This window comes from Colwellia sp. MB02u-6 (genome assembly GCF_014077095.1).
In the GTDB taxonomy this organism is placed as follows: domain Bacteria; phylum Pseudomonadota; class Gammaproteobacteria; order Enterobacterales; family Alteromonadaceae; genus Cognaticolwellia.
The window spans coordinates 26255-51277 of the sequence record NZ_JACGVG010000027.1 but is presented as its reverse complement, the minus strand read 5'-3'; the positions used below and the strand labels follow the sequence as shown (position 1 = coordinate 51277).

Below are 25023 nucleotides of genomic sequence, written 5' to 3'. Positions count from 1 at the left end.
GGATAGAATAAAGCCTAGAAAATCTTGAGGCGTTCAAATAAAACAAGTGTTGACTGTTTTATGTACTTGTCTAAGTACATAAAACACAATAACAACGAAAATAAACCTACAGTCACTGGCCAGGCACTGCTAAAGCCAGAGTATTCATTGCATTTATTGTAGTTTTTTCTAACGTTACAGCTTCTCGATAAGTAAAAAAACACACAAAAAAGCCTATTTGGTTTCCCAAACAGGCTTTTCTCAAACTAACTAACAATACGCGTATTAAAGGGGAATTATCTTTTTCCCAATTTCTCTTTAATACGTGCTTTACGACCAGATAGCTCGCGTAAGTAGTATAGCTTGGCTTGACGTACATCGCCGCGACGTTTGACTGCAATTGAGTCAACGATTGGGCTATGTGTCTGGAATACACGCTCTACACCAACGCCGTTCGAAGTTTTACGAACAGTGAATGCAGAATTGATGCCACGGTTTTTAATAGCGATTACAACACCTTCAAATGCTTGAAGACGTGATTTTTCACCTTCTGTAACTTTTACTTGTACAACAACTGTATCGCCTGGGCGGTAGTCTGGTGCATCTGTTCTCATTTGCTCGGCTTCGAGCTGCTTAATAATATTACTCATAATACCTTCTTCCTAGGTTTCACAGTCATCAGCAGCATTTTTGTTATCAGCCTTAATGGCTGTTAACATTTTTTGCTGCTCTGCTGTCAGAGCTAGGTTAGTTAAAAGTTCCGGTCTTCTAGTCCAAGTTCTTTCTAACGACTGATATTGGCGCCATTGCCTTATATGTTCGTGATTACCACTTAATAGCACTTTAGGAACAGACTTTGCTTCGACTACCGAAACATCCATAACCTCTGGCCGAGTGTAATGAGGACAATCCAATAAACCGTCAGAAAATGAATCCTGCTCAGCTGATTGTTGATGTCCTAATACTCCAGGCACAAAGCGTGCTACGGCATCAATTATGTTCATAGCAGGTAATTCCCCACCACTTAATACATAATCGCCGACCGACCATTCTTCGTCAATTTCAGACTCTATTAGTCGCTCGTCTATGCCTTCATAACGTCCTGCTATAAATATCAGTCGGTCATGTTGTGCTAATTCACGTACACCAGCTTGGTCCAATTTCCGTCCTTGTGGCGACAAATAAATAACCTTCGCTCTACCCTTTTCTTTAATAAAATCAGGGCTGCTATGTTCATCTGCAGCTTTTCTTGCAGCTTGTATAGCATCACGTAATGGTTGAACCATCATAAGCATCCCTGGGCCGCCACCGTAAGGTCGGTCGTCCACAGTGCGATGTTTATCATGAGTAAAATCTCTTGGGTTCCATTTATGGAACTCAATTAGACCATTACGTATCGCTCGGCCTGTCACCCCATACTCAGTAATTGCGTCAAACATTTCGGGAAAAAGGCTTATCACCCCAATCCACATTTTCTTATCACTAAGCATGTTTGTTAATACACTCTTACTCAAGTTAGAAACCTGGATCCCAGTCAACACAAATTTGTTTATCTTCAGCGCTTATCGAAAGTATAACTTGGTCCATTAAGTAAGGTATTAACCTTTCTTTTTTACCAAAGCCATCTTTCAGATTAGCTTTAACAACCAGTACGTCGTTAGCGCCCGTTTCCATTATGTCGGAAACCCGACCTAGGTCGTAACCTTTGTCAGTAACTACCGCCATGCCGATTAGATCACGCCAATAAAACTCACCTTCAGGTAAGTCTGATAACGCCTCTTCGCTGACAAATATCTCTGAACCGACGAGCTTTTGTGCTACATCGCGATCATCAATACCTGCCACTTTAACCACAAGACCATTGTTATGTTTGCGCCAATCGGTAATCTCTACTGATTGAATCTTATTCCCTAATTTTAAAGACCAAGGAAAATAGTCTAGAATGGCTTCTTGGTCATCTGTGAATGAATGAATTTTCAACCAACCTTTGATACCGTAGACTGCGCCTACTTTACCTAAAGTGACATCTTTACCAATAACTTCCACAACAAACTCCTAAAACCTACCAATTAAATTAAGCTGCTTTGTTAGCATCTTTAATTAATTTGGCCACACGATCAGATACAGTTGCACCTTGACCAACCCAATGGTTGACACGGTCTAAGTCTAAACGTAATTTTTCCGCTTGACCTTGCGCTGTAGGGTTGAAAAAACCAACTTTCTCGATGAAACGACCATCGCGAGAGTTACGGCTATCTGCAACAACAACCTGATAGAATGGACGCTTCTTTGCGCCGGCACGAGCTAAACGAATGGTAACCATATCGTCCTCTATATAATTTAAGTGTTAAAACGAATTTCCCAGACATTTCCGTCGACTAAGCAACAGAAAAGCTCGCGTATATTACGCTTTTCTGTTGACAAAGCAACCTAAAGCTAGCTTTGGATGAATTATTTCTTAAATTAGTTATCTGTGTTACCAATATAACTATATAATCCACTCCTGCAAAACCAAGCGCCATATATCCGCGCTTTAATTAACTCTTTCTAGCCGGAAAAAACTATGACTCAGCTCGCAAACACCAGTATAAAAGGATTAATGCTAGCGATGACCACGGCTATTATGTGGGGATTACTGCCTTTAGCGCTAAAATCTGTTTTAGTCTTAATGGACGCTTATACTATTACTTGGTACCGCTTCGTGTTCGCTGCATTTTTCGTTACCCTCTTTTTATCAGCAGCAAGAAAAATACCTAGCTCAGCACTACAAAAAACTAGCGTCATAAAACGACTATTGCTTGCGGCCATCCTATTGAGTTTTAACTACATACTGTATCTAGTTTCATTGCACTATATACCAGTAGAAACTGCACAAATGCTCATTCAAATGGCGCCATTTTTCATGTTACTGGGCAGTGTTGTTGTAATGAAGGAACACTTTAGCCGTGGTCAAATGGTTGGCTCTTTAGTGCTTATCTCAGGTTTGTTATTGTTTTTTAACCAACAATTTATTAATAGTCGTGGCATTGATAGCAATGATTTTTTACTTGGCTTTATCATTATGTTCGGTGCGGCAATAACTTGGGCGGCCTATGCGATCATGCAAAAACAAATGTTACGTTATTACAGCTCAAACCAAATAATGTGGTGTATTTACTTATTTAGTGCCCTGTTTTTTTTACCCTTGGCAAGCCCAGAAAAAATAAAGTCTTTAGATGATACCGCATTACTTTTGTTACTTTTTTGCTGCGCTAACACCCTCATTGCCTATGGCACTTTTGCCAAGTCATTAGAATATTTGTCAACCGCCAAAGTGAGTGCAACCTTGGCGATCACACCCTTACTTACTGTGATGTTTGCCACTATCGCCGAGAAAATTTGGCCAACAGCATTCCAAGCACAACAGTTGAATGCACTTGCTTATATCGGAGCCAGCTTTGTGGTGTTGGGCTCAATGCTAACAGCCCTAGGTAATAGAATACTTAATAAAAAAAATATAAATGCAGTTAAAGAGTACTTAAGATTTAAAAATAAAAGTGCTTGATTTAGCCGCTATGACCAATATTGAGTAAAGAAAAAATATCGATTAAAGCACTAAATCAGCCACTTTTTTTATAAATTTATGCCAACATGGCGCAAAGGGAAACAAAAAAAAGGTAGCAATGCGCTACCTTTTTTGTTTTAAAAGCATAATTTAAAGCATCAAATTAACGGCCCGGCATACCACCGCCCATGCCACCACCCGGAGGCATCATGCCTTTCATTGAGCGCATCATTTTTTGCATGCCGCCTTTACCGGACATTTTTTTCATCATTTTTTGCATTTGAGTAAATTGTTTGAGCAATTTATTGACGTCTTGTATTTGCGTACCCGAGCCGGCAGCAATACGACGCTTGCGTGAGCCTTTAATCACATCAGGGCGCTGTCGTTCGGCTTTGGTCATCGAGTTAATCATAGCTTCCATACGGACAGTCACTTTATCATCCATTTGGCCTTTAACTTGTTCCGACATATTGCCCATACCGGGTAATTTATCCATCATGCCCATCATGCCGCCCATGCTTTTCATTTGCACAAGTTGGTCACGAAAGTCTTCTAAATCGAAGCCTTTACCACTTTTTACTTTTTTCGCTAATTTTTCGGCTTGTTTCCGATCAACTTTTTGCTCGACCTCTTCAATTAAAGAAAGTACATCGCCCATACCAAGTATACGAGAAGCAATTCTGTCCGGATGAAAAGGTTCTAAGGCTTCAATTTTTTCGCCAACCCCCATAAACTTGATGGGTTTACCAGTAATATGGCGAATAGATAACGCTGCACCACCACGGGCATCACCGTCAGTTTTGGTTAAGATAATACCGGTTAATGGTAAGGCGTCATTAAAGACTTTAGCGGTATTAGCCGCATCTTGACCTGTCATAGCGTCAACCGTGAACAAGGTTTCAATGGGGTTAATGGCGGCGTGTAATTGTTGGATCTCAGCCATCATTTCGCCGTCGATGTGCAAACGTCCGGCGGTATCAACAATAACAACATCAAAAAAGTTTTTCTTCGCGTGGTCAATCGCCCCGTTAGCAATATCAATAGGCTTTTGATTAATATCACTTGGGAAAAAGCCAACATTAATTTCAGTGGCTAACATTTCCAGTTGTTTAATCGCTGCGGGGCGATAAACATCAGCACTTACCACAAGCACTTTTTTCTTTTCACGCTCAGTTAAAAATTTAGCTAGCTTCGCAACAGAGGTCGTCTTACCTGCACCTTGTAAGCCGGCCATTAACACAACGGCTGGCGGTGCTGTTTTTAGGTTAAGGGCTTCATTAACTTCACCCATGGCCATTTCAAGTTCAGTACGAACAATTTTTACAAAAACCTGACCTGGCGTTAAGCTTTTAGAAACATCTTGCCCAACAGCACTTTCTTTTACTTTGGCAATAAAATCGCGAATAACCGGTAAAGCGACATCAGCTTCTAATAAGGCCATCCGTACTTCACGTAAAGTTTCTTTTATATTGTCTTCAGTTAAGCGACCACGGCCACTGATATTTTTTAGTGTTTTCGTTAAACGATCGGAAAGATTTTCAAACATAAATGACTCAAATATTAACTTTGCGCAAAAAATTACCTCTATTATACCCGTACAATTAATTAGCGAAAGTAGAAGTTATCTTTTTAAGCTAATGATGAGATTTAATCTTACGATATGTAGAAAAAAAAGCCTGATTATAGATCAATAACAGTGAAAAAATTTATGATAAACTCCCAGTAATTAACTCACTTTTGGACCAAGTGTGAATACCTTTACCTTATTTTTTAATAATTTATTACAGCTCAGCTGTCGAAGCTAGCCCATGGCTATTACTCGGTTTACTTTTTGCTGGCCTAATGAAAGTTTAGGTACTCACTAAAATTTTAAGCCAGTATTTAGGTTATGGTAATAAAGCCATTATTAAAGCAGCATTTATTGGTGCACCATTGCCGTTATGTTCGTGTGGCGTGATCCCTGTGGCGACTAAACTACGACGATCAGGATCTTCAGCTCCGGCCACTAAAATCTCAACCTTAGGCGTGATCAAAAATGAAATGGGTAGTAGCGTATTGATAAAGTACCTTTTAGGCATTAGCATTTCTGCCATTAGTTTTGGTTTATTATTGGACTGGGGGCTAGTCTATTTTAACATTACTATTAGTCAGCAAATGCAACACAGTCACCAGTTAATAGCTTTTTGGTTTGGCTTAACTTGTCTTGGCGTATTAACATTCTTAGCCATTAAACCTTTGCGTAAACTCTTGATATAAAATAAACAATAGTATGGAGTCTGCTAGAGGTTCTGCTAGAATCGCTATAGCAAATATTAACTAGCAGTATTATTTACCTTGTGGACAATTTTTAATTTTTTGGAGCTCTTTGTGGAATTTTCAAGTATCAGTTCATTTACTGCGTTTGTATGCTACAGCGTGGCGACGATATCAATTTTATCGCGTTTATTTCATCCGAAAGGACCAAACTTAATCATTACCTTGATTTTTGCCTGTTTGGCGATTGTTTTTCATGTATTAAGTAGCTCACAATTTTTATTTACGCATAACCACCTTAATTTCTCGCTACCTAATGTGGTTTCGCTGGTCAGTCTAATTATTACCTTAGTGATTTCGACGGTCGCTTTACGCTTCAAGGTTAATTTATTATTGCCCGTGATTTATGGTTTTGCTGGCCTTTGGCAACTCAGTATGATTTTCATTTCACCTATAGGTAATATGGAAATTGTTAGCGATAAGCTTGCCATGTTAAGCCACATTACTTTAGCCCTTATTGCCTATTGTATTTTAGTTATCGCCACTTTGTATGCCTTCCAAGTTGCCTACATCAATAAAAAATTAAAAAGTAAAAATATACAAGCCGTACATCACTTACCGCCTTTAATGCAAGTTGAACGCCAGTTATATATTATTTTACTGTTAGGTACTATCAGCCTATTGCTCAGCCAAGCATTAGGCTTTTTGTTTCTTGACGGCATGATCTCAAAAGTAAATGCACATAAAACTATTTTATCGCTGATCGCCTGCAGCATTTATTTTTTAACGTTATGGGGACATTTTAAACAAGGTTGGCGTGGCCAACGGGTACTCATATTAACCGTAATTGCCACCTTCATACTGACTTTGGCTTATTTTGGTAGCCGATTTGTGAAAGAATTTCTCTTATTATAATTTTTAGGGTATAAGTTAACTTTGTATTACTTTTCCACTTTGGTCTTGTAGTACTGCTTATAAATAACGCATCAATAGGATACCTTTTGGATAACATCTCTACCGATATGCTGTTTGTCGTACTTGGCATTCTCATATTCATATCAGCCTATTTCTCTGGTTCTGAAACGGGCATGATGTCGATTAACCGGTATCGGTTAAAACACCTAGAAAAACAAAATCATAGTGGCGCAAAAAGGGTCAGTAAATTACTGGCAAAACCAGATAAATTAATTGGCCTAATCTTGATTGGCAATAACTTAGTCAATATTTTTGCTACCCTAATTACCGGCATCATAGCGCAACGATTGTACGGCGACGCAGGCGTGTTTTATTCCGGCTTGTTGCTAACGTTAGTTATTTTGATTTTTGCTGAAATAACGCCAAAAACCTTAGCGGCACTATATCCAGAAAAAGTCGCGTTTCCGAGTTCATTGATCCTCGTTTTGCTTTTAAAGCTACTCTACCCTTTCGTTATTGCGGTCAATTGGATTACCAATGGCATATTAGCCATATTAGGGATTAGTTCAGAACAACGTGAACAACACAGTTTAAGCTCTGAAGAATTACGCACCGTGGTAAATGAATCAGGTGCCTTATTGAAATCTCAAGATCAAGACATGCTGGTGGGTATTCTCGATTTAGAAAATGTCACCGTTGAAGATATTATGATCCCGCGTAATGAACTGGTTGGCATCGATATCAATAACGAGTGGAAACGCATCCAAAAACAACTTACCCAGTCAAACCATACCCGGGTATTATTATATCGTGACAATATTGACGATGTAGTAGGTTATGTTCACATGCGCGATGCCTTGCGATTAGTCTCAAGAGAACAATTTACCAAAGCAACCTTGTTACGTGCTGTGCGAGAAATTTATTTTATTCCTGAAGGTACTCCCCTCAATGTACAACTGTTAAAGTTTCAACATGCAAAAGAGCGCATAGGCTTAGTGGTTGATGAATATGGTGATATTCAAGGTTTAGTAACCTTAGAAGATATTCTTGAAGAAATTGTTGGTGATTTCACTACAACGATGACGCCAACCACCAGTGATGAAGTTAATATTCAACCCGACGGCAGCTATTTAGTTGATGGCAGTGCCACCGTACGTGACGTGAATAAAGAAATGGCCTGGAATTTCCCTACTGATGGCCCAAAAACTATCAATGGCTTAATTTTGGAATACCTTGAAGACATTCCAGAAGCAAACTTAAGCGTTAGAATAGCAGGCTACCCGCTAGAAATTATCGCAGTAAAAGACAATATGATCAAAACAGTTAGAATTTTACCTGATTTTTATGATGGTATTAAACCTTAGCGATTAAAGGCTAAACTAGCTTTTCACGCAAAGGCACCGTTGAACCTAAGTCAACGGTGCCTTTTTCTTATGAACTCTTCAATAACTAAGCTTTAATAAGTTGGATGTAATAGTGAACTAGCGTCCTCAGTTATTCATTTCATCATATAAAGCTAATCAGTAAATGACATTTAGCCCAAAGCGTCTGGCTCATTTTTAGAGTTTTTTGTGGATAGAACATTCACCAACAAGACTTACTAACAAGGTTATGCACAGCTCTAGATCTTCAGACGATGTTTCCACAATTTCTGTGGATAACAAATGCGAGCCCTCCAACAAATAGCCTTTGAGTTTTGCAATCGATTTTTCCAAATAAAATGAATTTTTTTTTAAAAATCACTACGTTTATTTTCTAGCCCTTACTCACACTGAGTTGTTAAAAAATAATACTATTTTTATCAACTTTGGCAAGAACTATGCTATGGAACTAACGAATAAAACGGTGCAGTAAAGTTATGTAAGAGTATGGTCTAATTATATGCAATATTGCACAGCAAAGTTGGCTCAAAGCATAAAGCGATATCGGACTAATTAAATCAGCAGCCATTTAATTAAGCTTTAACTACAGCACAATTTTTAGAATACTAAAGCTAATAGCCATTGCATTAAGTTGTCGCCCACTTGTGCTGGTTACCCCCAACACAGCGATATGCTCAACCAAATAAAATCACCTACAAGCTTGACTGTATTGTCATTTTTCTACTGTTAATCTCGCGCTATTGAATAAAAACCTGTGGTAGGGATAAGTGGTAGGAACCAAGCATAATAGACTGACCGTGTAAGGTACCAGCAATCTGAAGTGGGATAAAAGCTTGCCATTGGTTTAGTAGCGGCTAGTCATATTGCTAGTCATAAAGCGACAAAAATAACTCGAGGCTAAAAACTTGTTAACCTCTGTCATAGTAAACGAATTAATCACCAAAAAATAAACGCCATAACCAACCATGATTAAGTTCTTCTTCACAGCTTTTAAGCTGACTTGAATAACGCTTACCACGACGATCGACTTTTCGGGCCACCTTACTTAACCAAGATTTTTTCTTATAACTTTTATGTTTAAAGCCGCTCCAACCTTCATGATAATTTAAATACTGGTTGTAGCCATCCCATTTAGAGACCTTATTAATTTTTTGAGTTTTAAAAATAAACCAGCCCATAAAATCGATAGCATCTTCAAAGTCATCACGATCAGCACCGGCATTGTCAGTTTCTCTCACGTAGTCTGCCCAAGTCATAGTTTTTGCTTGTGAATAGCCATAAGCGCTACTAACTCTTCCCCAAGGAATAAACCCTAGCAGGTAGTCCCTAGGCGGCAATGCACCGGCTTTAAATGAGCTTTCTTGATACATCATACTCATCGGCACATGAATAGGTACACCCCAACGTTCGCGCACTTCTTTTGCAATAAAGTACCAATCTCTATGTTCGCGGAATATTTCGCATAAATTTTCAGGATTTTTTGGTGGGCTAGTTGCACAACTTGATAACGTTAAGCAAGCTAACGCAGAAATAATAAGTGTTTTAAAAAAGGCCATGAATGCAGTTACTTAGTTTTGAGTGATAATATCATGCCAGAATATTGTCGAATTTTCAGATTAAAGTCGCTATATATGACACTTTTTTCTAGCACCTGCTTGGAAAACTCTATTCTGATGCATAAAATAAAAACTTAGTAATAACCTTATATTCAAATAGGTAAAACAAACGTCAATGTCATTGAGGCAAGCTTTTGCTGAGTATTCATTAAGGAAGGAAGAAAAATGAATCATATTAAAAATAAACTACCAAAGAAATAGCCAGTCATAATACATGAAAGTAAAATCTTCCTAAATTTCCTTCTTATTCTTTACATCGCGTTATCTTAACACGCTTTTTTTGCTGAAATTTCACCAACAGCTTTGCTCACAATTTAAGTAACGGTTAGGACGATGATAACTGCCACGGATAATGGCAGTCAAATTACCGGTGTTTACCGTGATATTAAAAACTAACAGTTACTCAGGAAAAGTAATCCTGTAAAAACGTATCAAAGTCTACTTTATCACTTGCTTCAATCGCAGTATTTTTTTGCAATGAATCGGCGACAGTTTCAGTAAAGTATTCTGCGTTAAACTCTTGATAATCATTAGCTAAAAGCTCTTGGCGATAATCAACAGCCTTAGTAAGTGCCATTTTAGTTAATGATTGATTTTCATCCACCACTGCCGCTAAAATTTGTGCTGACGGCGTTAAACTTGGGTCATTAATTTTAGCTGCTTCCGCCGCCAGTACTTGGCTATATAACTTACTGTCGTTAGCTTGATCTAATAACGTGGCGATATTTGCCATTTTAGCAAAAATTTCGCCACCCCATTGCTGTACAGACTTTTCTGCTGCGATTTTTTCTAGGTTATCTTCTGCACTACCGGTAATATCTCGTAATAATAAGCTTGGATCACGACCTCTTACTACCACAGCATCCATATTTTCTTCACTGGTTGCCTGTGCTTTGCAGTCAAGTATTGGACTCGTTTCCAGCATACAAAAAGTCAGGAAAATATCTAAAAATCGTACTTGTTCAACCGTAATGCCAGTCGCAGAAAAGGGGTTAACATCAAGTGCTCTAACTTCAATATACTCGACGCCCCTATTATTTAAAGCTTCTGATGGCTTTTCGCCAGCTTTAGCAACACACTTTGGTCGCACTGGCGCATATAGTTCGTTTTCTATTTGCAAAACATTACTATTAAGCTGTTGGTACTTGCCATCAACTTTAATACCAATTTTCTCAAATTTTTTCGACGGTAAGTTAATCGCGCTTTTCACCCCGTCTAAGTAGCCTGACAAGTTGTTATAGCAAATTTGCAACGATGACTGTTCACTGTTGGTATAACCTAAATCACTCATACGTAATGACGTGGCATACTCAAGATACAAATAACCTTTTTTAGTTTTTTTAAATGGTAAATCAGTAGGTTTACTTTTTAAAAATGAGCCACAAATAGCGGGTGAACTGCCATATAAATATGGAATCAGCCAGCAAAAACGTTTGTAGTTTCTTAAAAGTGCAAAATATTTATCAGAAGTGTAATCATCAATGTCATCAGTATTTTTTTCGATGGTCTGTAGCGATTGAAAAAAACTTTTTGGAAAGGAAAAGTTGAAGTGTATGCCAGAGATAACCTGCATCATGCTACCATAGCGATTTTTTAAGCCTTGGCGATAAACAGTTTTCATTCTACCTATGTTAGATTTACCAAACTGAGCTAAGGGTATTTTATCATCATCATCAACAAAGCACGGCATACTCATTGGCCATAATAGCTCCCCATCAAGTTGGCTTAAAGTAAACTTTTGTACATCTTCAAGTTGGGCTATAACCGTTTCAGGTTTATAACTCACTGGGGTGATAAATTCCATCAAAGTTTCTGAGTAGTCGGTGGTAATATTAGGATGGGTTAACGCCGAGCCTAATCGTTCACTGTGCGGGCGTTCAGACAACCCGCCTTGTGGTAGCACCCGAAGTGCTTCACGTTCTATACCTCGACCAAATTGGCTCAAAGAAGATTGATGCTTTTCTTGAGTAAAAGCCGTGATATATTCGTTTAATGTTAATGTCAAAATAGTTCCTGATGCGTTACGCCAGTGAGTGACTGTTATTTAAGGGTGAAATGTGAATTTTTCAATGGCTACAATGATTTATTATTCTTTAAATATGCGTTAGGTCAAGTAAATAAAGTACCAACAAAACGGTAAAAATTTGCTCTCTCACTTTTAACTCATCACCTTACTCTGGTAAAATATACGCTATATTGCTGCATTTATCTTTAGCTAACTCAGATATTGCAGCAATTCAGTCAAAGTATGTTTCTTTTTTTGAAAATTTGTATACTCAGGTCTGCAAGCATACAGTTTCTTATTGGATGAGCTTACGGTAAAGTTAGCTGCTGTAAATTTTTAAATTATAGCTACAAGTTCCCCCCCAACATAAAATAATAATAAAGGTTTACTATGCAAGACAGTGTTTTTAGCTTACTTCCCCCGCTTGTTGCTATTATCATTGCCATATGGCGAAAAAAAGCACTTTTTGCACTTTTATGTGGTGTAACGCTTTGTTATGTCATGATAGAAAATGGTCATCCTATTGACGGTTTAACTGGCACTACACTTGGCATTGCGAAAGTATTTTATTCTTTAGGTAACATATATATTGTCAGTTTCAGCTTATTAATTGGCGCGTTAGTCACCTTGATGAATCAATCAGGCGCGGTAAACGGCTTTATTAATCACCTTGCCTCATTAAACTTAGTGAAAAACAGCCGACAAGCTAGCATATTACCCACAGTGATCGGTACCACCATTTTTACTGATACTAATCTCAGCATGTTTACTGCCGGCATGGCGAGTCAAAAGCTATTCGATCAGCACAAGCTTAGCCGAGCTAGGCTAGCTTACTTGGTGGATTCAACCTGTGCACCCATCAGTATTTTATTTTTGATTAATGGCTGGGGAGCTTATGTTTTAGGCTTACTTGATGGTTATTCACTTAAGGATCCGGTCGGTATTTTAATTGCTACCATTGGCTATAATTTTTACGCCATTATTGCGGTTGCTTTAGCTTATTACACCGCCTTTAGTGGCCGAGTTTTTGGACCATTAAAGCGTGCTGAATCGGTAGTACAAGCACAACAAAAAACCACGGTTGATGATGTTGCCCCCGCCTATATTATGTGGTTCCCGATGCTAACGCTATTAATTGGCACTTTTATACTGCTTTGGTTTACCGGTGATGGTGATATACGTCGAGGCTCTGGTGCTTTCTCTGTGTTTTGGTCTGTGGTTGGTGCGCTAGTATTCTTAGTGCTATTAATTATCAGCCATAAGCTCATGTCATGGTCAACTGTTGTTAAAACTATTGTTACCGGTATTAAATATATGTCACCTGTTGTCGCCATTTTAGTATTGTCGTTTGCTTTTGGTGACGCTATTAAAGCGCTTGGTACCGGGGTTTATGTCAGCCAATTAATTAATGTTGAAGTGCCATTATTTTTAATGGCTCCCATTTTATTTATTGCCGCTGCTATAATGGCTTTTGCAACCGGCACATCATGGGGCACCTTTGCGATACTGATCCCCATTGCTGTACCTATCGCGCAACAAAGCGGCTTACCTATTGAATTTTTGGTGGCTGCCGTGCTCGGTGGCGGTATATTTGGCGATCATGCATCACCTATTTCCGACACCACCATTGTCGCCTCAATTGCCAGTGGCTGTGATCACTTTGAGCACGTTAAAACCCAATTACCTTATGCCTTAGTGGGCGCGGTACTAACACTCATTATTTATATCATTATAGGGCTGAGCTTTTAATGATTGAGCAAACATTAACTGTGATTGATCACCAAGCTGACTTTGTCATCATTGATAAACCCCAAGGGCTAAGTTTTCATGATGAAGATAAGCTTGGCAGTGGTTTATTTTCCCAAATAAAAGCGCAGCTAAAAACCCAGTTTGCCCTTACTGAGCTTTATCCTGTTCATCGATTAGATAAGATGACCTCGGGGCTGATTATAGTAGCTAAAAATAGTGCGACCGCAAGAGCGTTTCAACAACAATTTGAGCAACACCAAGTGCAAAAATATTACTTGGCAATAGCGGAGGGTAAGCCGAAAAAAAAACAAGGCTTAATTAAAGGTGATATGGAAAAAAGCCGCAGAGGTATGTGGAAATTGCTCCGCACTATGGATAACCCCGCCATCAGCCAATTCTTATCTTTCACTATTGCCGCCAAACAACGGCTCTATTTAATCAAGCCTCATTCGGGTAAAACGCATCAAATTAGAGTGGCGCTAAATAGCATAGGCGTACCCATACTGGGTGATCCGCTATACAACAGTGAACTCAATACTGACCGAGGTTATCTCCACGCCTTTGCCTTAAGCTTTAGTTTGCACAATAAACAATATCAGTACTGCCTGGCGCCAAACACGGGAGCCATTTTCAACAACAGCTCAACGCTTGCGGTTATAAAACAACTGACACCACCATGGCAACAATCATGGCCTACATTATAATCTATACTTAAAAACCATACTTAAAAAAACATTTTGGCACAAAATAGTATAAGAAAAGGGAGCTAAAATAGCTCCCTTTTTAATCACTAAATTTAAAGTGGGTTTATTACAATGAATGCCAGAAAACAATACCGATTGCTGTGGGACAAACAAACTTAGTGTACCAAGGCCAAATCTTCCAAAATAACGAATGTTCAACCATATCATTACCTTGCTTAAGTTCATTTAAAATATCGTTACGAAACCAAATCCAACCAACAAACACACAGCACAACATCGCAATCAGTGGCTGACCATAAACCGTAGACATCGAAATAACTAAACCAAAAAGCACATCAAAATTAAATACGATTAAGGTACTTAACATAAAGATACCTAGGCCGATAAAAGTGGTGGCTTTTTTCCGTTCAATATTATGGCGTTCTACCACAAAAGAAACCGGCCCTTCTAACATTGAAATACTAGATGTTAACGCGGCAATTGACATTAAAACAAAAAAACCAAAGCCAACAAATAAACCAATGGCCCCCATACCGTTGAATAACGTCGGTAAGACATCAAAAACCAAATTAGGACCAGAAATTAAACTGCCATCTGCACTGAAAATTGCGACACCTTGTGCTTGGGCAACATACATCGATGGAATAATAAGCAAACCGGCCAAGAAGGCAATAGAGACGTCAATTAAGGTCACTTGTGCACCAAGCGATACTAAGTTTTCACTTTTAGATATATATGAACCATAAATCACCATCACACTAGTCCCTAGTGACAAAGAAAAGAAAGCTTGCCCCAATGCGCTGATCAGTAAGTCGGGTTCAAATAGACGAGAGATATCAGGATTTAAATACGCCGCGAAGCCTTCTTTTGCCCCTTCTAAAGTAAAGACATAGAAGATCAATAATATCAACAAACCTATTAGCATAGGCATTAAGCGCTTAGACCATTTTTCAATACCCTGCTCAACACCTCGGCGAATAATCGCGATAGTCAGCATCATAAATAACGCAGAAAAAATTAAATTACGCGCTATAGATTGTGAGGTTAGCCAGTTTGACGCTTCATTAAAGCCTAACAAAGTCGTCATTGGCTCAATCGCGAATGACATCATCCAACCCGCTAAAATGCCATAAAAGCTTAAAATTAATGCCGCACAAACAATACCGCCAAAGCCAACGACAAAAGCAAAACGTTTGTGAAAAATATTACGTGATATTTTTTGTAGTGACGTCACCGCATTGGCTTGGCCATATCGTCCTATCAGTAACTCCGCCATAAAAGCGGGATACGCTAAACAAAAGGCAAGCACTAAATAAACTAGCACAAATGCAGCGCCACCATTACTTGCTGTTTGGGTTGGAAAACCCCATATATTACCTAACCCTACCGCAGAACCCGCCGCCGCCATGATAAAACCAAAACGAGAACTGAACGCACCTCTAGAAGCAGCCATTTAAAACCATCATTATTATTATTTGAATAAGTTAATTTACTTAAAATATTAAGAAAAAAACAGCGTTTATTGGTAGAAAAGGTCATGAAAGTGCTTTTAATCGCTGTTTTTCGCGTAAACATTTCATTACTGGTTAAATTACAGTCAGCAGTATATTTATTGCTACCTATAGCTTTGTAAAAAGATTAAAGCAAAAAAAAGAGGCCAAAGCCTCTTTTTAAAAATTAGACACTAACCAATAGAAAATAACGCTATGACTAGCGCATTAATCTCTAAAGTTATTATATTGAAATGATTGTTCAAACTCATTTTCTCTGAGTAATTGCATTACCGCTTGTAAATCGTCACGCTTTTTGCCGGTAACTCGCACTTGTTCACCTTGAATTGAAGCCTGCACTTTTAACTTACTATCTTTGATCAATTTAACCACTTTCTTGGCCACCAATTGTTCGATGCCTTCTTTAAAAGTCGCCTCTTGGCTAAAATTTTTCCCTGTGTGCTCAATGTTGCTCAGTGTCAGCGCTTTGGCGTCAATATTACGTTTGACTAATTGGCTTCTCAGCACATCCGCCATTTGCTTAAGTTGAAAGTCAGCATCACCTTTCATCGTTACTGTTGGCGTTTTCCAAGTAAAGCTTGCGTCTGCACCTCGAAAGTCGAATCGAGTCGATAACTCACGGTTAGCATTTTCAGTTGCGTTTCTAACTTCTTCCAAATTAATTTCGGAAACAATATCCATTGAAGGCATGATGATTCTCTATCTAACAATAATTAGGCATATATTATCAATATATGAAATTAATACCAATGCACAAGATAACAAATTATTGCTTTGACTAGGAATAATACCCGTTGAATTAACTAAGCGATCGATTATTTATGTTAAGGGAAATAAAGCCTTTAGTTCAAAGCAACAATGATAGTTTTCGTTGCTTAGCACTGATATGATTAATAACATCTAATTTTATTAAGTACAATGACCTACACTGCAATGAAAAGTCGCTATCACTTATCTATTCTCGCCATTATTGTTATGCTATTTTTTTGCTTTTATTTTAGTTCTGAAGACTTGAGGCGCATCGTTTTTCGTAGCACAGAAATCGACTCTATTGGCCATATCATCAGTTTTTTTTGCTTAACTTGGGTGCTACAGAGCATATTAAAACTGCCGTTATTTAATACCATGTTAACCGTCGCTTTTTACGGCATACTCACCGAGTTAGGACAGTATTATTTAGGCTTTCGCAGTGCGCAAGTAAGCGACTTTATTTCTGATTTAATCGGCATAGCCTTATTTGGTGTTATTAGATGGGCAATTTTGATCTATCGTAATCGCTCTAGTAACAAGTCAACATCATGAATATTGTTGTTATTGGCCAAGGTGCTATTGGACTGCTCTGGTATCATCATTTAACTAAAGCGCCGAAAAACTCAGTCAGTTTATCCTGCTCATCAAGCGCAAGTTCTGTGCCTAGACATTACCACTTTACTGACATTAACAACCACAGTGAGCAGGGTTTATTAACGCTCGCCAATAACAATACCTTTGCCAATGCAGAGTTGATATTGCTCTGCGTAAAGTCTTATCAGGTTAAAGCCGCCATAGCGGCTTTAACCAATAAAATATCAACTCAAGCAATCATTATTTTTTGTCATAATGGTATGGGCGCATACCACGATTGGGCCAAACTTCAGCAACCTTGTTTAGCATTATTAACCACCCATGGCTGTAAAATAATCCGCCCTTTTCATGCTCGGCACACAGGTTTAGGTCACCATGATTTAGGCCTGATCGCTGGCGATATTAAACCATCAATGCGTGATGAACTTACCGCGACATTGGCCCAAAACTTGCCAACATTGACCTTTACAGAGGCTATTAAAGACAAACAGTGGCTTAAATTAGCGATAAATTGTGTTATTAACCCAATAACCGCGATAGAAAACATCAATAATGGTCAGCTACTTGATGATAAATTCAAGTCACTCGTCACTAAGTTAATTCATGAAATCATTGCTGTAGCAGCTTATGAAAACATTAACTTTGACTTTAACGAGCTGCAAGCAACAATACTGCAGGTTGTGACAAACACCGCTAAAAATTGCTCTTCAATGCGCAGTGATATTCTACAACAACGAAAAACTGAGATTGATTATATCAATGGCTACATTGTTAATGTGGCTAGAAAGGCAGGTCTTGGTGTACCCCAAAATGAAAAAATAATACAGCAAGTTAGAGCGCTAGAAGTTTAGTACTCTGACATGCTTAACATTAAAAAAAGGTGTTGAATCTATAATAGTATTTAGTTGCAATTAACTTTTGTCGTCTGACACAAAATTAACTGGGCTATGCATATTTGGCCTATCATGTTACTTACCTATTTAACGCTTGCCGGACTAAAGTTCGACCTAGAAAAAATTGCCCAACACTCTCTTATCCACCTAGGTTCTATTTAGGGTAGACTCCATCTGTGAACAACATTGTGGTGAAACCGAGTGGTTACTTATGGCCGATATACTTTCACATTGCTAAAGCCTGCGCCTAATAAATAGAGCGCCTGTAATTTACTCATCACACCTTGGTCGCAATAAAGTAAGTAGTCTTTGGACTTATCCAACTCGCCAAATTGACTGGTTAGTTTGTAAAACGGTATGTGTATAACTTCTACGCCTTCTAATACTAACGGGCGGTCATCTTCTTCATCAGGGCTTCGAATATCAAGTACAACCGCATTGGCTGGGATATTATCTAAAGTATCAACCGCATGAATTTCTGCTTCACTTTCTTTGCCGATATCACGAACATCAAAGACTCGGGTTTCATCAACAACTTTGTCAAGAATTGAGAAATCAAATTTTTCTTCTTCAGCTTCAACTTTTGACAATACCGCTTTTACGGTTGGCTTTTTAGAAATAACACCACAATATTCAGGGATGGTTTTGGCAAAGTCTTCCGTACCAATTTCCCGTGCAATATTAATAATATCTTGTTTATCGTAGGTCACTAATGGTCGCAAAATCAAGGCATTAGTCACCCGGTCAATCACATTTAAGTTAGTAATTGTTTGACTAGATACTTGGCCAATTGCTTCACCAGTCACTAAGGCTTGAATACCCATTTTTTCGGCTATGGTAGCTGCGGCTCGCATCATCATACGTTTAAGCACAACGCCCATTAGACCGTTATCAATGTGTTTGAGTATCTGTGCAACAACGGGTTCAAAATCTACCGAGAAAAACTTCACTCGGTGTGACGCACCATACTTGTTCCAGAGATAATAACTAACTTGCTTAACACCCACTTCGTGCGCCGCACCACCTAAATTAAAAAAACAATAATGCGTTCGTGCACCTTTTTTAATCATTTGATAACTAGCAACACCTGAATCAAAACCACCCGACATTAGCGATAGCACATCTTCTTGTGTGGCTATGGGAAAACCGCCCATGCCTTTGTGACGCTGGGTAACAATATATAAATGTGTGTTTTTAATTTCTAAATAAACAGTAACATCAGGTTTTTTCAATTTAACGCTAGCAGATTCAACTTGCAAATTTAGTCCACTGCCAACATATTTTTCGACGTCCATGGAATTAAAGTCGTGCTTACCTGAACGCTTTACTCTGACAGAAAATGTTTTGTTTTCGATATTTTTGGCATGAACCGCTAAGGTTTTTTCACAAATATCATCAAGGTTAGTAAAGCTAGCTTGTTGCACTTCGAGAAACATCGGAATGCCTGGCGTGGATTTTAAAGTCGCTATTAATTTTAAACGATTTTCGGGGCTATTATTGGCCGTATTAACTTCAATGTTGTCCCAGTGCATTTGTGTTGTCACTTGTTCATCAACACGACGTAGAACATTTTTTATACTTGATTCTAAAATCTTAGTAAAACGCTTACGCACTGGACGGCTTTTAATGGTTATTTCAGCCTGTAGCTTAACAATGAATCTCATCAACAATAACGCCCTTATTTATAATGGCGCGCATTATATACCTGTTCCGATGTAATATGCAATTTCAGCGCTAAGTACCCTAATGTAAACTGCTAACGGCTTATCTGCTAGGTGATAAACATTAACAATAAAATAATACCAAAGTGTTTTAAGTATAAAAACCATTAAATTAGGAACGCTATTCATATGAAAAACTGTTATTGCACAATAGTATGCGTATATCAGTATGCATCACAAAATAATCAAGGTAGAGCATGTCCTTAATATCCAAAAACCTGCCTATTTAACAGCAGTGGCGATAGACTACATTTAAGCTCAACCGTAAAAAAGGAGTACTTCATTTGTACTCCTAATATAATTTTCCTTCAGATGAGATAGCTTTTTATCATCACTGGATTGAGATTGGCGCCGTTTCTTTCGCTTTACCTTGGTTAATGGCAATTTCAACCCGACGATTTCGACGACGGTTTAAGCGATTAGTATTAGGCACTAAAGGCCGTGTATCGGCATGGCCAACAACCAGTAGACGAGATTGGTCAAAATTAGGCACTTTAATAATTTCATGCGCAATAGCCACAGCGCGTTTACTTGATAAATCCCAATTAGAGGTAAACAATTCAGAACTTATACCCTGGTTATCGGTGTTGCCAGAGATCATAATCTCACCGGGTACAGTATTTAATAACAAACCAATTTCTCGCATAATGGGTTTAAATTGTGGTTGTAAGAATGCTGAGCCAGATGGAAATGAGCCGTTTTCACGAATGCGAATAATAACTTGCTGCCCCAATGACTCTAACTCAATAGCGCCGTCTTGGATTTGTTGCTCTAATTGCTCGGCTATTTTTTTTACTAGATCATTAACTTGCTCTTGAGACGCTTGCTCTAGCTCATTTCTGGCTTGTTGTGATGCCGCTGTTGAGCTGGTATCTGCAGTGTTTTTTGATTGACCACCGCGTTGGGTGCCACGTTGCTCTTGTCGACCACCCGCGGAGGTGTCATCACCGGCTTGAAATTCCAACATTTGTTGGGTCATTTCCATCGTTTGCTGTTGCATAACCTCAATCGGGGTTGGTTCAGGTTTACCGGGGCGAAATTCCTGAGCAATAATACTGGTGCCTTTAGGGATGTCTTTTACTTCTATTTTATTTTGTACACCAAAGGCAAATTTCATTGAGCCCGCAATTTGCTTAAACTTTAATACGTCCATTTCAGAAAATGATAAAAGTAAGACAAAGAAACACATTAATAGCGCCATTAAGTCGGCAAATGTGCCCATCCATGGTGGTAATCCTGGGGGTGGGCATTTACATTTATCTGCCATAATTGACTCCCCTACTCTTCAGTTGTATTAACAGCTCGCTTACCTTCAGCAAGGTAGCTCTTTAGCAAGCCTTCAATAACACGTGGGTTTTGACCATCCTGAATACCTAAAACGGCATCAAGCACCAGTTCTTGATTCATTTTCTCTTCTGCTAAACGTAATTTTAATTTAGACGCGATAGGTATGGCAATAACATTCGCCAAAAACGCACCGTATAAGGTTGTTAGCAATGCTACCGCCATGGCTGGACCAATTGCCTTTGGATCGTCCATATTAGATAACATAGCAACCAAACCAATCAAGGTGCCTATCATGCCCATAGCGGGTGCAATATCGGCTAGGGCCATCATCATATTTGAGCCGGTTTCATGACGTTCTGTGGTAAGGTCGATATCTTTTTGCATGGTGGTACGCACAACATCAGCATCATGCCCATCGACCAACATATCGACACCCTTTTGCATAAAGGCATTAGAAATTTCAGCTTCCTCTAGGGCTAAAAAACCGCCTTTACGAGCTGCATCCGCCATTTCTACTGACTTTTCAATTAATTCTTCAGGTGTTTCCAATTTAAACATGAAGGATTTACCAATAATTTTTCCAATACCAAAAAACTGGCCTAAATTATAATTGGCTAACACAACAAAAATCGAACCACCAAAGACAATAATCACCGACTGAGGATCTATAAACATGCTAATGTCGCCAGCGAGTAGCATCGCCATAACCAGTAACCCTATTGCACCGACTATGCCTATTAACGTTGCTAAATCCACAAGTGCCTCCGATAAATTTTCTTAAATATAGCCATTAGGCTGATAATACCTGATGAATAGGTCTTACGCGAATACTTATATTTTTCGTTGTACCTTTGTTATCGTCCACATTGTCAATAACTTAAGAAGCTAATATCAATATTATCATTACCAGCATCAATTCATCATTAATTGACCCCGCGCCCTAGCTAAGGTAAGTTTGCGCTTAGAGTTCATATCACGCAAAAAAAAGTCCATGGCCAGAAAAAAAATTGAAAACTTAAGCTTTGAAGAATCATTAGTTGAATTAGAAACCATTGTGAAAAATTTAGAGCAAGGTGATCTTAACCTTGAAGACTCAATGGCCTTATTTGAACGTGGCCTACACCTGAGCCAACATAATCAGGAAAAACTTAAAGGGGCCGAACAGCAAATTAATATTTTGCTAGAAAAAAACGGCCAAGCGCAATTAGAAAAATTTAATACTGACGAGACTAACATCCGTGACTAAACTCGCACATATTGATGATGTGCAAACGCGCATTAATGATTATCTAAGCAAAAAGCTTGCAAGCTTAACTCTTAACGATGAAAAGTTATTAGCCGCTATGCGCTACGGCTTACTGATTGGTGGTAAGCGTATGCGGCCATATTTAGCTTATATTACGGGGGCAACATTAGACGCCAAACAAGGTGATATCGACGGTGTAGCCGCTGCCATAGAATGCATTCATGCTTATTCACTGTTGCATGATGACTTACCGGCAATGGACGACGATGACCTGCGTCGTGGCCAACCCACTTGTCATAAAGCCTTTGATGAGGCGACCGCTATTCTTGCTGGTGATAGTTTGCAGACGCTAGCTTTTGACATTATTGCCAACCACGAATTTTCTGAGGCCGTGGATACTAAGCGCATTAATTTATTACGCTACCTGGTCAATGCCGCAGGTTATCAAGGCATGTGTGGTGGCCAAGCATTAGATTTAGCCGCAACTGATAAAGCCATTTCACTGACCGCATTAGAAAATTTACACTCGTTAAAAACCGGCGCTTTACTTGAAGCTTCAGTAAAAATGGCGGCAGAATGCAGCAATAAAGCCACTCTGTATGACAAAGAACAATTAGCCCTTTATGCCAAGCTTATTGGCTTGGCTTACCAAGTACGTGATGACATTATCGATATAACATCAACACAAGAAGAGCTGGGTAAACCCTCGGGTTCTGACCTTGCCGCCAATAAAAGTACCTATCCCGCATTGTTAGGTTTACAAGGTGCACAAGAAAAAGCCGAAAACTTATATCAACAAGCGCTTCAAGCTTTAGCCACTTTGCCTTACAATACCCAGAGCTTGTCCGACTTTGCAACTTTCATTGTCAGCCGCAAACATTAACTTTTAAATTTAATAGAATCATATGACTATAAACTTAACTAAATATCCTTTATTGGCCAAGATCAATTCTCCAGCTGATTTGCGAAAATTAGAGCCAAAGCAATTAACAAAAGTCAGTGAAGAGCTAAGACGTTATCTTTTAAATTCTGTCAGTAAAAGTAGCGGTCACTTTGCCTCGGGCTTAGGTACAATTGAATTAACAGTTGCCTTACATTATGTTTATAACACGCCATTTGACCATTTACTTTGGGATGTTGGACACCAAGCATACCCACACAAAATACTTACCGGCCGACGTGATCAACTACACACTATTCGACAAAAAGACGGCTTGCACCCGTTCCCATGGCGTGAAGAAAGTGAATATGACGTGCTTAGTGTCGGTCACTCAAGCACCTCAATTTCTGCGGCATTAGGCTTAGCCGTTGCGGCTGAGCAAGAAGCAAAAAGTCGTAAGGTGGTTACGGTTATTGGTGACGGCGCCATGACAGCAGGCATGGCTTTTGAAGCTTTAAATCATGCCGGTGATATCAATAAAAACATGTTAGTTATCTTAAATGATAACGAAATGTCGATATCGGAAAATGTTGGTGCGTTGAATAATCATCTAGCAAAATTACTTTCTGGCAGCATATATACCGGTATCCGTGAAGGGAGTAAACGCATACTTGAAAACATTCCACCAATTAAGGAATTAGCGAGTCGTGCTGAAGAGCATTTAAAAGGTATGGTCGTGCCAAGCTCCTTATTTGAAGAACTAGGTTTTAACTACATTGGCCCCATTGATGGTCATGACGTTAATGGCTTAGTAGCGACTATTTCTAATATGCGTAACCTCAAAGGTCCACAATTACTGCATATTGCCACTAAAAAAGGTAAAGGTTATCAACAGGCTGAACAAGATCCAATCAAGTATCATGCCGTACCTAAATTTGATCACACAGAAACCAGCCTCCCAAAAAGCGCGCCAAGCTTGCCAACTTATTCAGCCATATTTGGTGATTGGTTATGTAAAGTTGCTGAACAAGATAATCAGCTTGCCGCAATTACGCCAGCCATGCGTGAAGGCTCAGGTATGGTGGAGTTTAGCCAACGCTTTCCCAAGCAGTATTATGATGTGGCTATTGCTGAACAACATGCAGTCACTTTTGCTGCCGGCCTAGCTATTGGCGGACAAAAACCAGTGGTGGCTATTTATTCGAGCTTTTTACAACGCGGTTATGATCAATTTATTCATGACGTGGCAATTCAAAATTTACCCGTATTATTTGCCATTGACAGAGCCGGTATTGTCGGCGCTGATGGTGCGACGCATCAAGGTGCATTTGATTTAAGCTTTATGCGTTGTATTCCTAACCTCACTATCATGACGCCCTCTGATGAACGCGAATGTCAGCTAATGCTCAATACCGGTTATCAGTTAAATACCCCTGCCGCCGTGCGTTACCCTCGTGGCAGTGGTAATGGCGCAACACTACCGGCAATATCAGAAACACTTGAGATCGGCAAAGCTAATATTATTCGTGCGATAGACGATAATACCCAAGTGCAAAGTAAAGTGGCTGTGCTTAATTTCGGTACCCTATTAACGCAAGCGAAAATTGCGGCAGAAACCCTTAACACCACCTTAGTCGATATGCGCTTTGTTAAACCCTTAGATCAAGCGCTTATCAAAACACTATGTGCCAATCACGATTGTATTGTCACCGTCGAAGACAACGCTATTGCTGGTGGTGCCGGCTCTGGTGTTAACGAATTTATCTTAAGCCAAGGTATCGCGAAAAAAATTCTCAATATAGGCTTACCCGATAGTTTTATTAAGCACGGTACCCAAGCGGAAATCCATCAAGAATTAGGCTTAGATAGCCAAGGGATAACCGAGAAAATCAGAAAATTTATGCAACTATAAAAGTCTTAATTCACCGCTAGAAGCAAACTCGCCATTTGATAAAGCAAATGGCGTACTGCCTTATTCGACAATAAACATAGTA

At 39.1% G+C, this 25023-nt stretch carries 23 protein-coding genes; 10 read left to right on the top strand and 13 right to left on the bottom strand.

The features are described 5' to 3' along the window. Positions 1-275: 275 nt before the first annotated feature. Genes rplS through rpsP form a run of 4 tightly spaced genes read right to left on the bottom strand, consistent with a single transcriptional unit; the run spans position 276 to position 2302 of the window. The gene (gene rplS / locus H4J46_RS02630) at positions 276-629 is read right to left on the bottom strand and encodes a 50S ribosomal protein L19 (protein ID WP_182136030.1); all 354 of its coding nucleotides are present in this window, start codon (positions 627-629) and stop codon (positions 276-278) included. Between the two features lie 12 nt (positions 630-641). After that, the gene (gene trmD / locus H4J46_RS02625; protein WP_182232485.1) at positions 642-1451 is read right to left on the bottom strand and encodes a tRNA (guanosine(37)-N1)-methyltransferase TrmD; all 810 of its coding nucleotides are present in this window, start codon (positions 1449-1451) and stop codon (positions 642-644) included. A gap of 43 nt (positions 1452-1494) precedes the next feature. Further along, a complete protein-coding gene (gene rimM, locus H4J46_RS02620) occupies positions 1495-2025 on the bottom strand; it encodes a ribosome maturation factor RimM (RefSeq protein ID WP_404851647.1) in 531 nt (176 codons plus the stop codon). Positions 2026-2053: 28 nt separating this feature from the next. After that, positions 2054-2302: a 30S ribosomal protein S16 gene (gene rpsP / locus H4J46_RS02615; RefSeq protein ID WP_146879194.1), complete on the bottom strand. Its 249-nt coding sequence runs from the start codon at positions 2300-2302 to the stop codon at positions 2054-2056. 240 nt (positions 2303-2542) lie between these two features. Here rpsP and H4J46_RS02610 point away from each other — a divergent pair, with 240 nt between their 5' ends. After that, positions 2543-3523 carry a DMT family transporter gene (locus tag H4J46_RS02610; protein ID WP_182232017.1) on the top strand — a complete coding sequence of 327 codons (981 nt, stop codon included), beginning with the start codon at positions 2543-2545 and terminating at the stop codon, positions 3521-3523. A gap of 163 nt (positions 3524-3686) precedes the next feature. On the opposite strand, the gene ffh is transcribed toward H4J46_RS02610, so the two are convergent. Both ffh and H4J46_RS02600 read right to left on the bottom strand, forming a co-directional pair. Continuing rightward, on the bottom strand, positions 3687-5069 hold the full coding sequence (gene ffh / locus H4J46_RS02605) for a signal recognition particle protein (protein ID WP_182232016.1): 1383 nt from the start codon (positions 5067-5069) through the stop codon (positions 3687-3689). Between the two features lie 340 nt (positions 5070-5409). Then, positions 5410-5616 carry a hypothetical protein gene (locus H4J46_RS02600; RefSeq protein WP_182232015.1) on the bottom strand — a complete coding sequence of 69 codons (207 nt, stop codon included), beginning with the start codon at positions 5614-5616 and terminating at the stop codon, positions 5410-5412. A 274-nt stretch (positions 5617-5890) separates the two neighbouring features. On the opposite strand from H4J46_RS02600, the gene H4J46_RS02595 reads away from it, so the two are divergent. Next, the gene (locus H4J46_RS02595) at positions 5891-6691 is read left to right on the top strand and encodes a cytochrome c biogenesis protein CcsA (protein WP_182232014.1); all 801 of its coding nucleotides are present in this window, start codon (positions 5891-5893) and stop codon (positions 6689-6691) included. Positions 6692-6777: 86 nt separating this feature from the next. Continuing rightward, entirely contained in the window at positions 6778-8055 is a 1278-nt protein-coding gene (locus H4J46_RS02590) for an HlyC/CorC family transporter (protein WP_182232013.1), read from the top strand. Positions 8056-9005: 950 nt separating this feature from the next. On the opposite strand, the gene H4J46_RS02585 is transcribed toward H4J46_RS02590, so the two are convergent. Further along, positions 9006-9629, bottom strand: a complete 624-nt coding sequence (locus tag H4J46_RS02585; RefSeq protein ID WP_182232012.1) for a hypothetical protein — start codon at positions 9627-9629, stop codon at positions 9006-9008. Positions 9630-10092: 463 nt separating this feature from the next. Then, a complete protein-coding gene (gene gshA / locus H4J46_RS02580) occupies positions 10093-11694 on the bottom strand; it encodes a glutamate--cysteine ligase (protein ID WP_182232011.1) in 1602 nt (533 codons plus the stop codon). Between the two features lie 390 nt (positions 11695-12084). Between gshA and H4J46_RS02575 the strand changes: the two genes are divergently transcribed. Further along, complete coding sequence (locus tag H4J46_RS02575; RefSeq protein ID WP_182232010.1) at positions 12085-13443, top strand: Na+/H+ antiporter NhaC family protein; 1359 nt, start codon at positions 12085-12087, stop codon at positions 13441-13443. Next, on the top strand, positions 13443-14147 hold the full coding sequence (locus H4J46_RS02570; RefSeq protein WP_182232009.1) for a TIGR01621 family pseudouridine synthase: 705 nt from the start codon (positions 13443-13445) through the stop codon (positions 14145-14147). The genes H4J46_RS02575 and H4J46_RS02570 overlap by 1 nt, the downstream gene beginning before the upstream one ends. A 106-nt stretch (positions 14148-14253) precedes the next feature. On the opposite strand, the gene H4J46_RS02565 is transcribed toward H4J46_RS02570, so the two are convergent. Beyond that, on the bottom strand, positions 14254-15600 hold the full coding sequence (locus H4J46_RS02565) for a sodium-dependent transporter (RefSeq protein WP_182232008.1): 1347 nt from the start codon (positions 15598-15600) through the stop codon (positions 14254-14256). 265 nt (positions 15601-15865) lie between these two features. Next, positions 15866-16348, bottom strand: coding sequence for a YajQ family cyclic di-GMP-binding protein (locus tag H4J46_RS02560; protein WP_182232007.1), 483 nt, complete (start codon positions 16346-16348; stop codon positions 15866-15868). A 228-nt stretch (positions 16349-16576) separates the two neighbouring features. Between H4J46_RS02560 and H4J46_RS02555 the strand changes: the two genes are divergently transcribed. Both H4J46_RS02555 and H4J46_RS02550 read left to right on the top strand, forming a co-directional pair. Next, the gene (locus H4J46_RS02555) at positions 16577-16960 is read left to right on the top strand and encodes a VanZ family protein (protein ID WP_182232006.1); all 384 of its coding nucleotides are present in this window, start codon (positions 16577-16579) and stop codon (positions 16958-16960) included. Then, on the top strand, positions 16957-17853 hold the full coding sequence (locus H4J46_RS02550) for a ketopantoate reductase family protein (protein WP_182232005.1): 897 nt from the start codon (positions 16957-16959) through the stop codon (positions 17851-17853). The genes H4J46_RS02555 and H4J46_RS02550 overlap by 4 nt, the downstream gene beginning before the upstream one ends. Positions 17854-18104: 251 nt before the next feature. Here H4J46_RS02550 and thiI read toward each other — a convergent pair whose 3' ends face one another. From thiI to pomA, 3 genes are all read right to left on the bottom strand, one after another. Then, complete coding sequence (gene thiI, locus H4J46_RS02545; RefSeq protein ID WP_182232004.1) at positions 18105-19559, bottom strand: tRNA uracil 4-sulfurtransferase ThiI; 1455 nt, start codon at positions 19557-19559, stop codon at positions 18105-18107. Between the two features lie 388 nt (positions 19560-19947). Next, on the bottom strand, positions 19948-20883 hold the full coding sequence (locus H4J46_RS02540) for a flagellar motor protein MotB (RefSeq protein ID WP_182232003.1): 936 nt from the start codon (positions 20881-20883) through the stop codon (positions 19948-19950). Between the two features lie 11 nt (positions 20884-20894). Continuing rightward, positions 20895-21659, bottom strand: a complete 765-nt coding sequence (gene pomA, locus H4J46_RS02535) for a flagellar motor protein PomA (protein ID WP_182232002.1) — start codon at positions 21657-21659, stop codon at positions 20895-20897. 235 nt (positions 21660-21894) lie between these two features. Between pomA and xseB the strand changes: the two genes are divergently transcribed. From xseB to dxs, 3 genes are read left to right on the top strand one after another with little or no spacing between them, the layout of a single operon-like run. Beyond that, a complete protein-coding gene (gene xseB / locus H4J46_RS02530) occupies positions 21895-22149 on the top strand; it encodes an exodeoxyribonuclease VII small subunit (protein WP_146880161.1) in 255 nt (84 codons plus the stop codon). Then, positions 22142-23032 (top strand): (2E,6E)-farnesyl diphosphate synthase, encoded by an 891-nt coding sequence (gene ispA, locus H4J46_RS02525; RefSeq protein WP_182232001.1) that lies wholly within the window; start codon positions 22142-22144, stop codon positions 23030-23032. Before xseB ends, ispA begins: the two co-directional genes overlap by 8 nt. 22 nt (positions 23033-23054) lie before the next feature. Beyond that, positions 23055-24941 carry a 1-deoxy-D-xylulose-5-phosphate synthase gene (dxs, locus tag H4J46_RS02520; RefSeq protein WP_182232000.1) on the top strand — a complete coding sequence of 629 codons (1887 nt, stop codon included), beginning with the start codon at positions 23055-23057 and terminating at the stop codon, positions 24939-24941. Positions 24942-25023 lie beyond the last annotated feature (82 nt).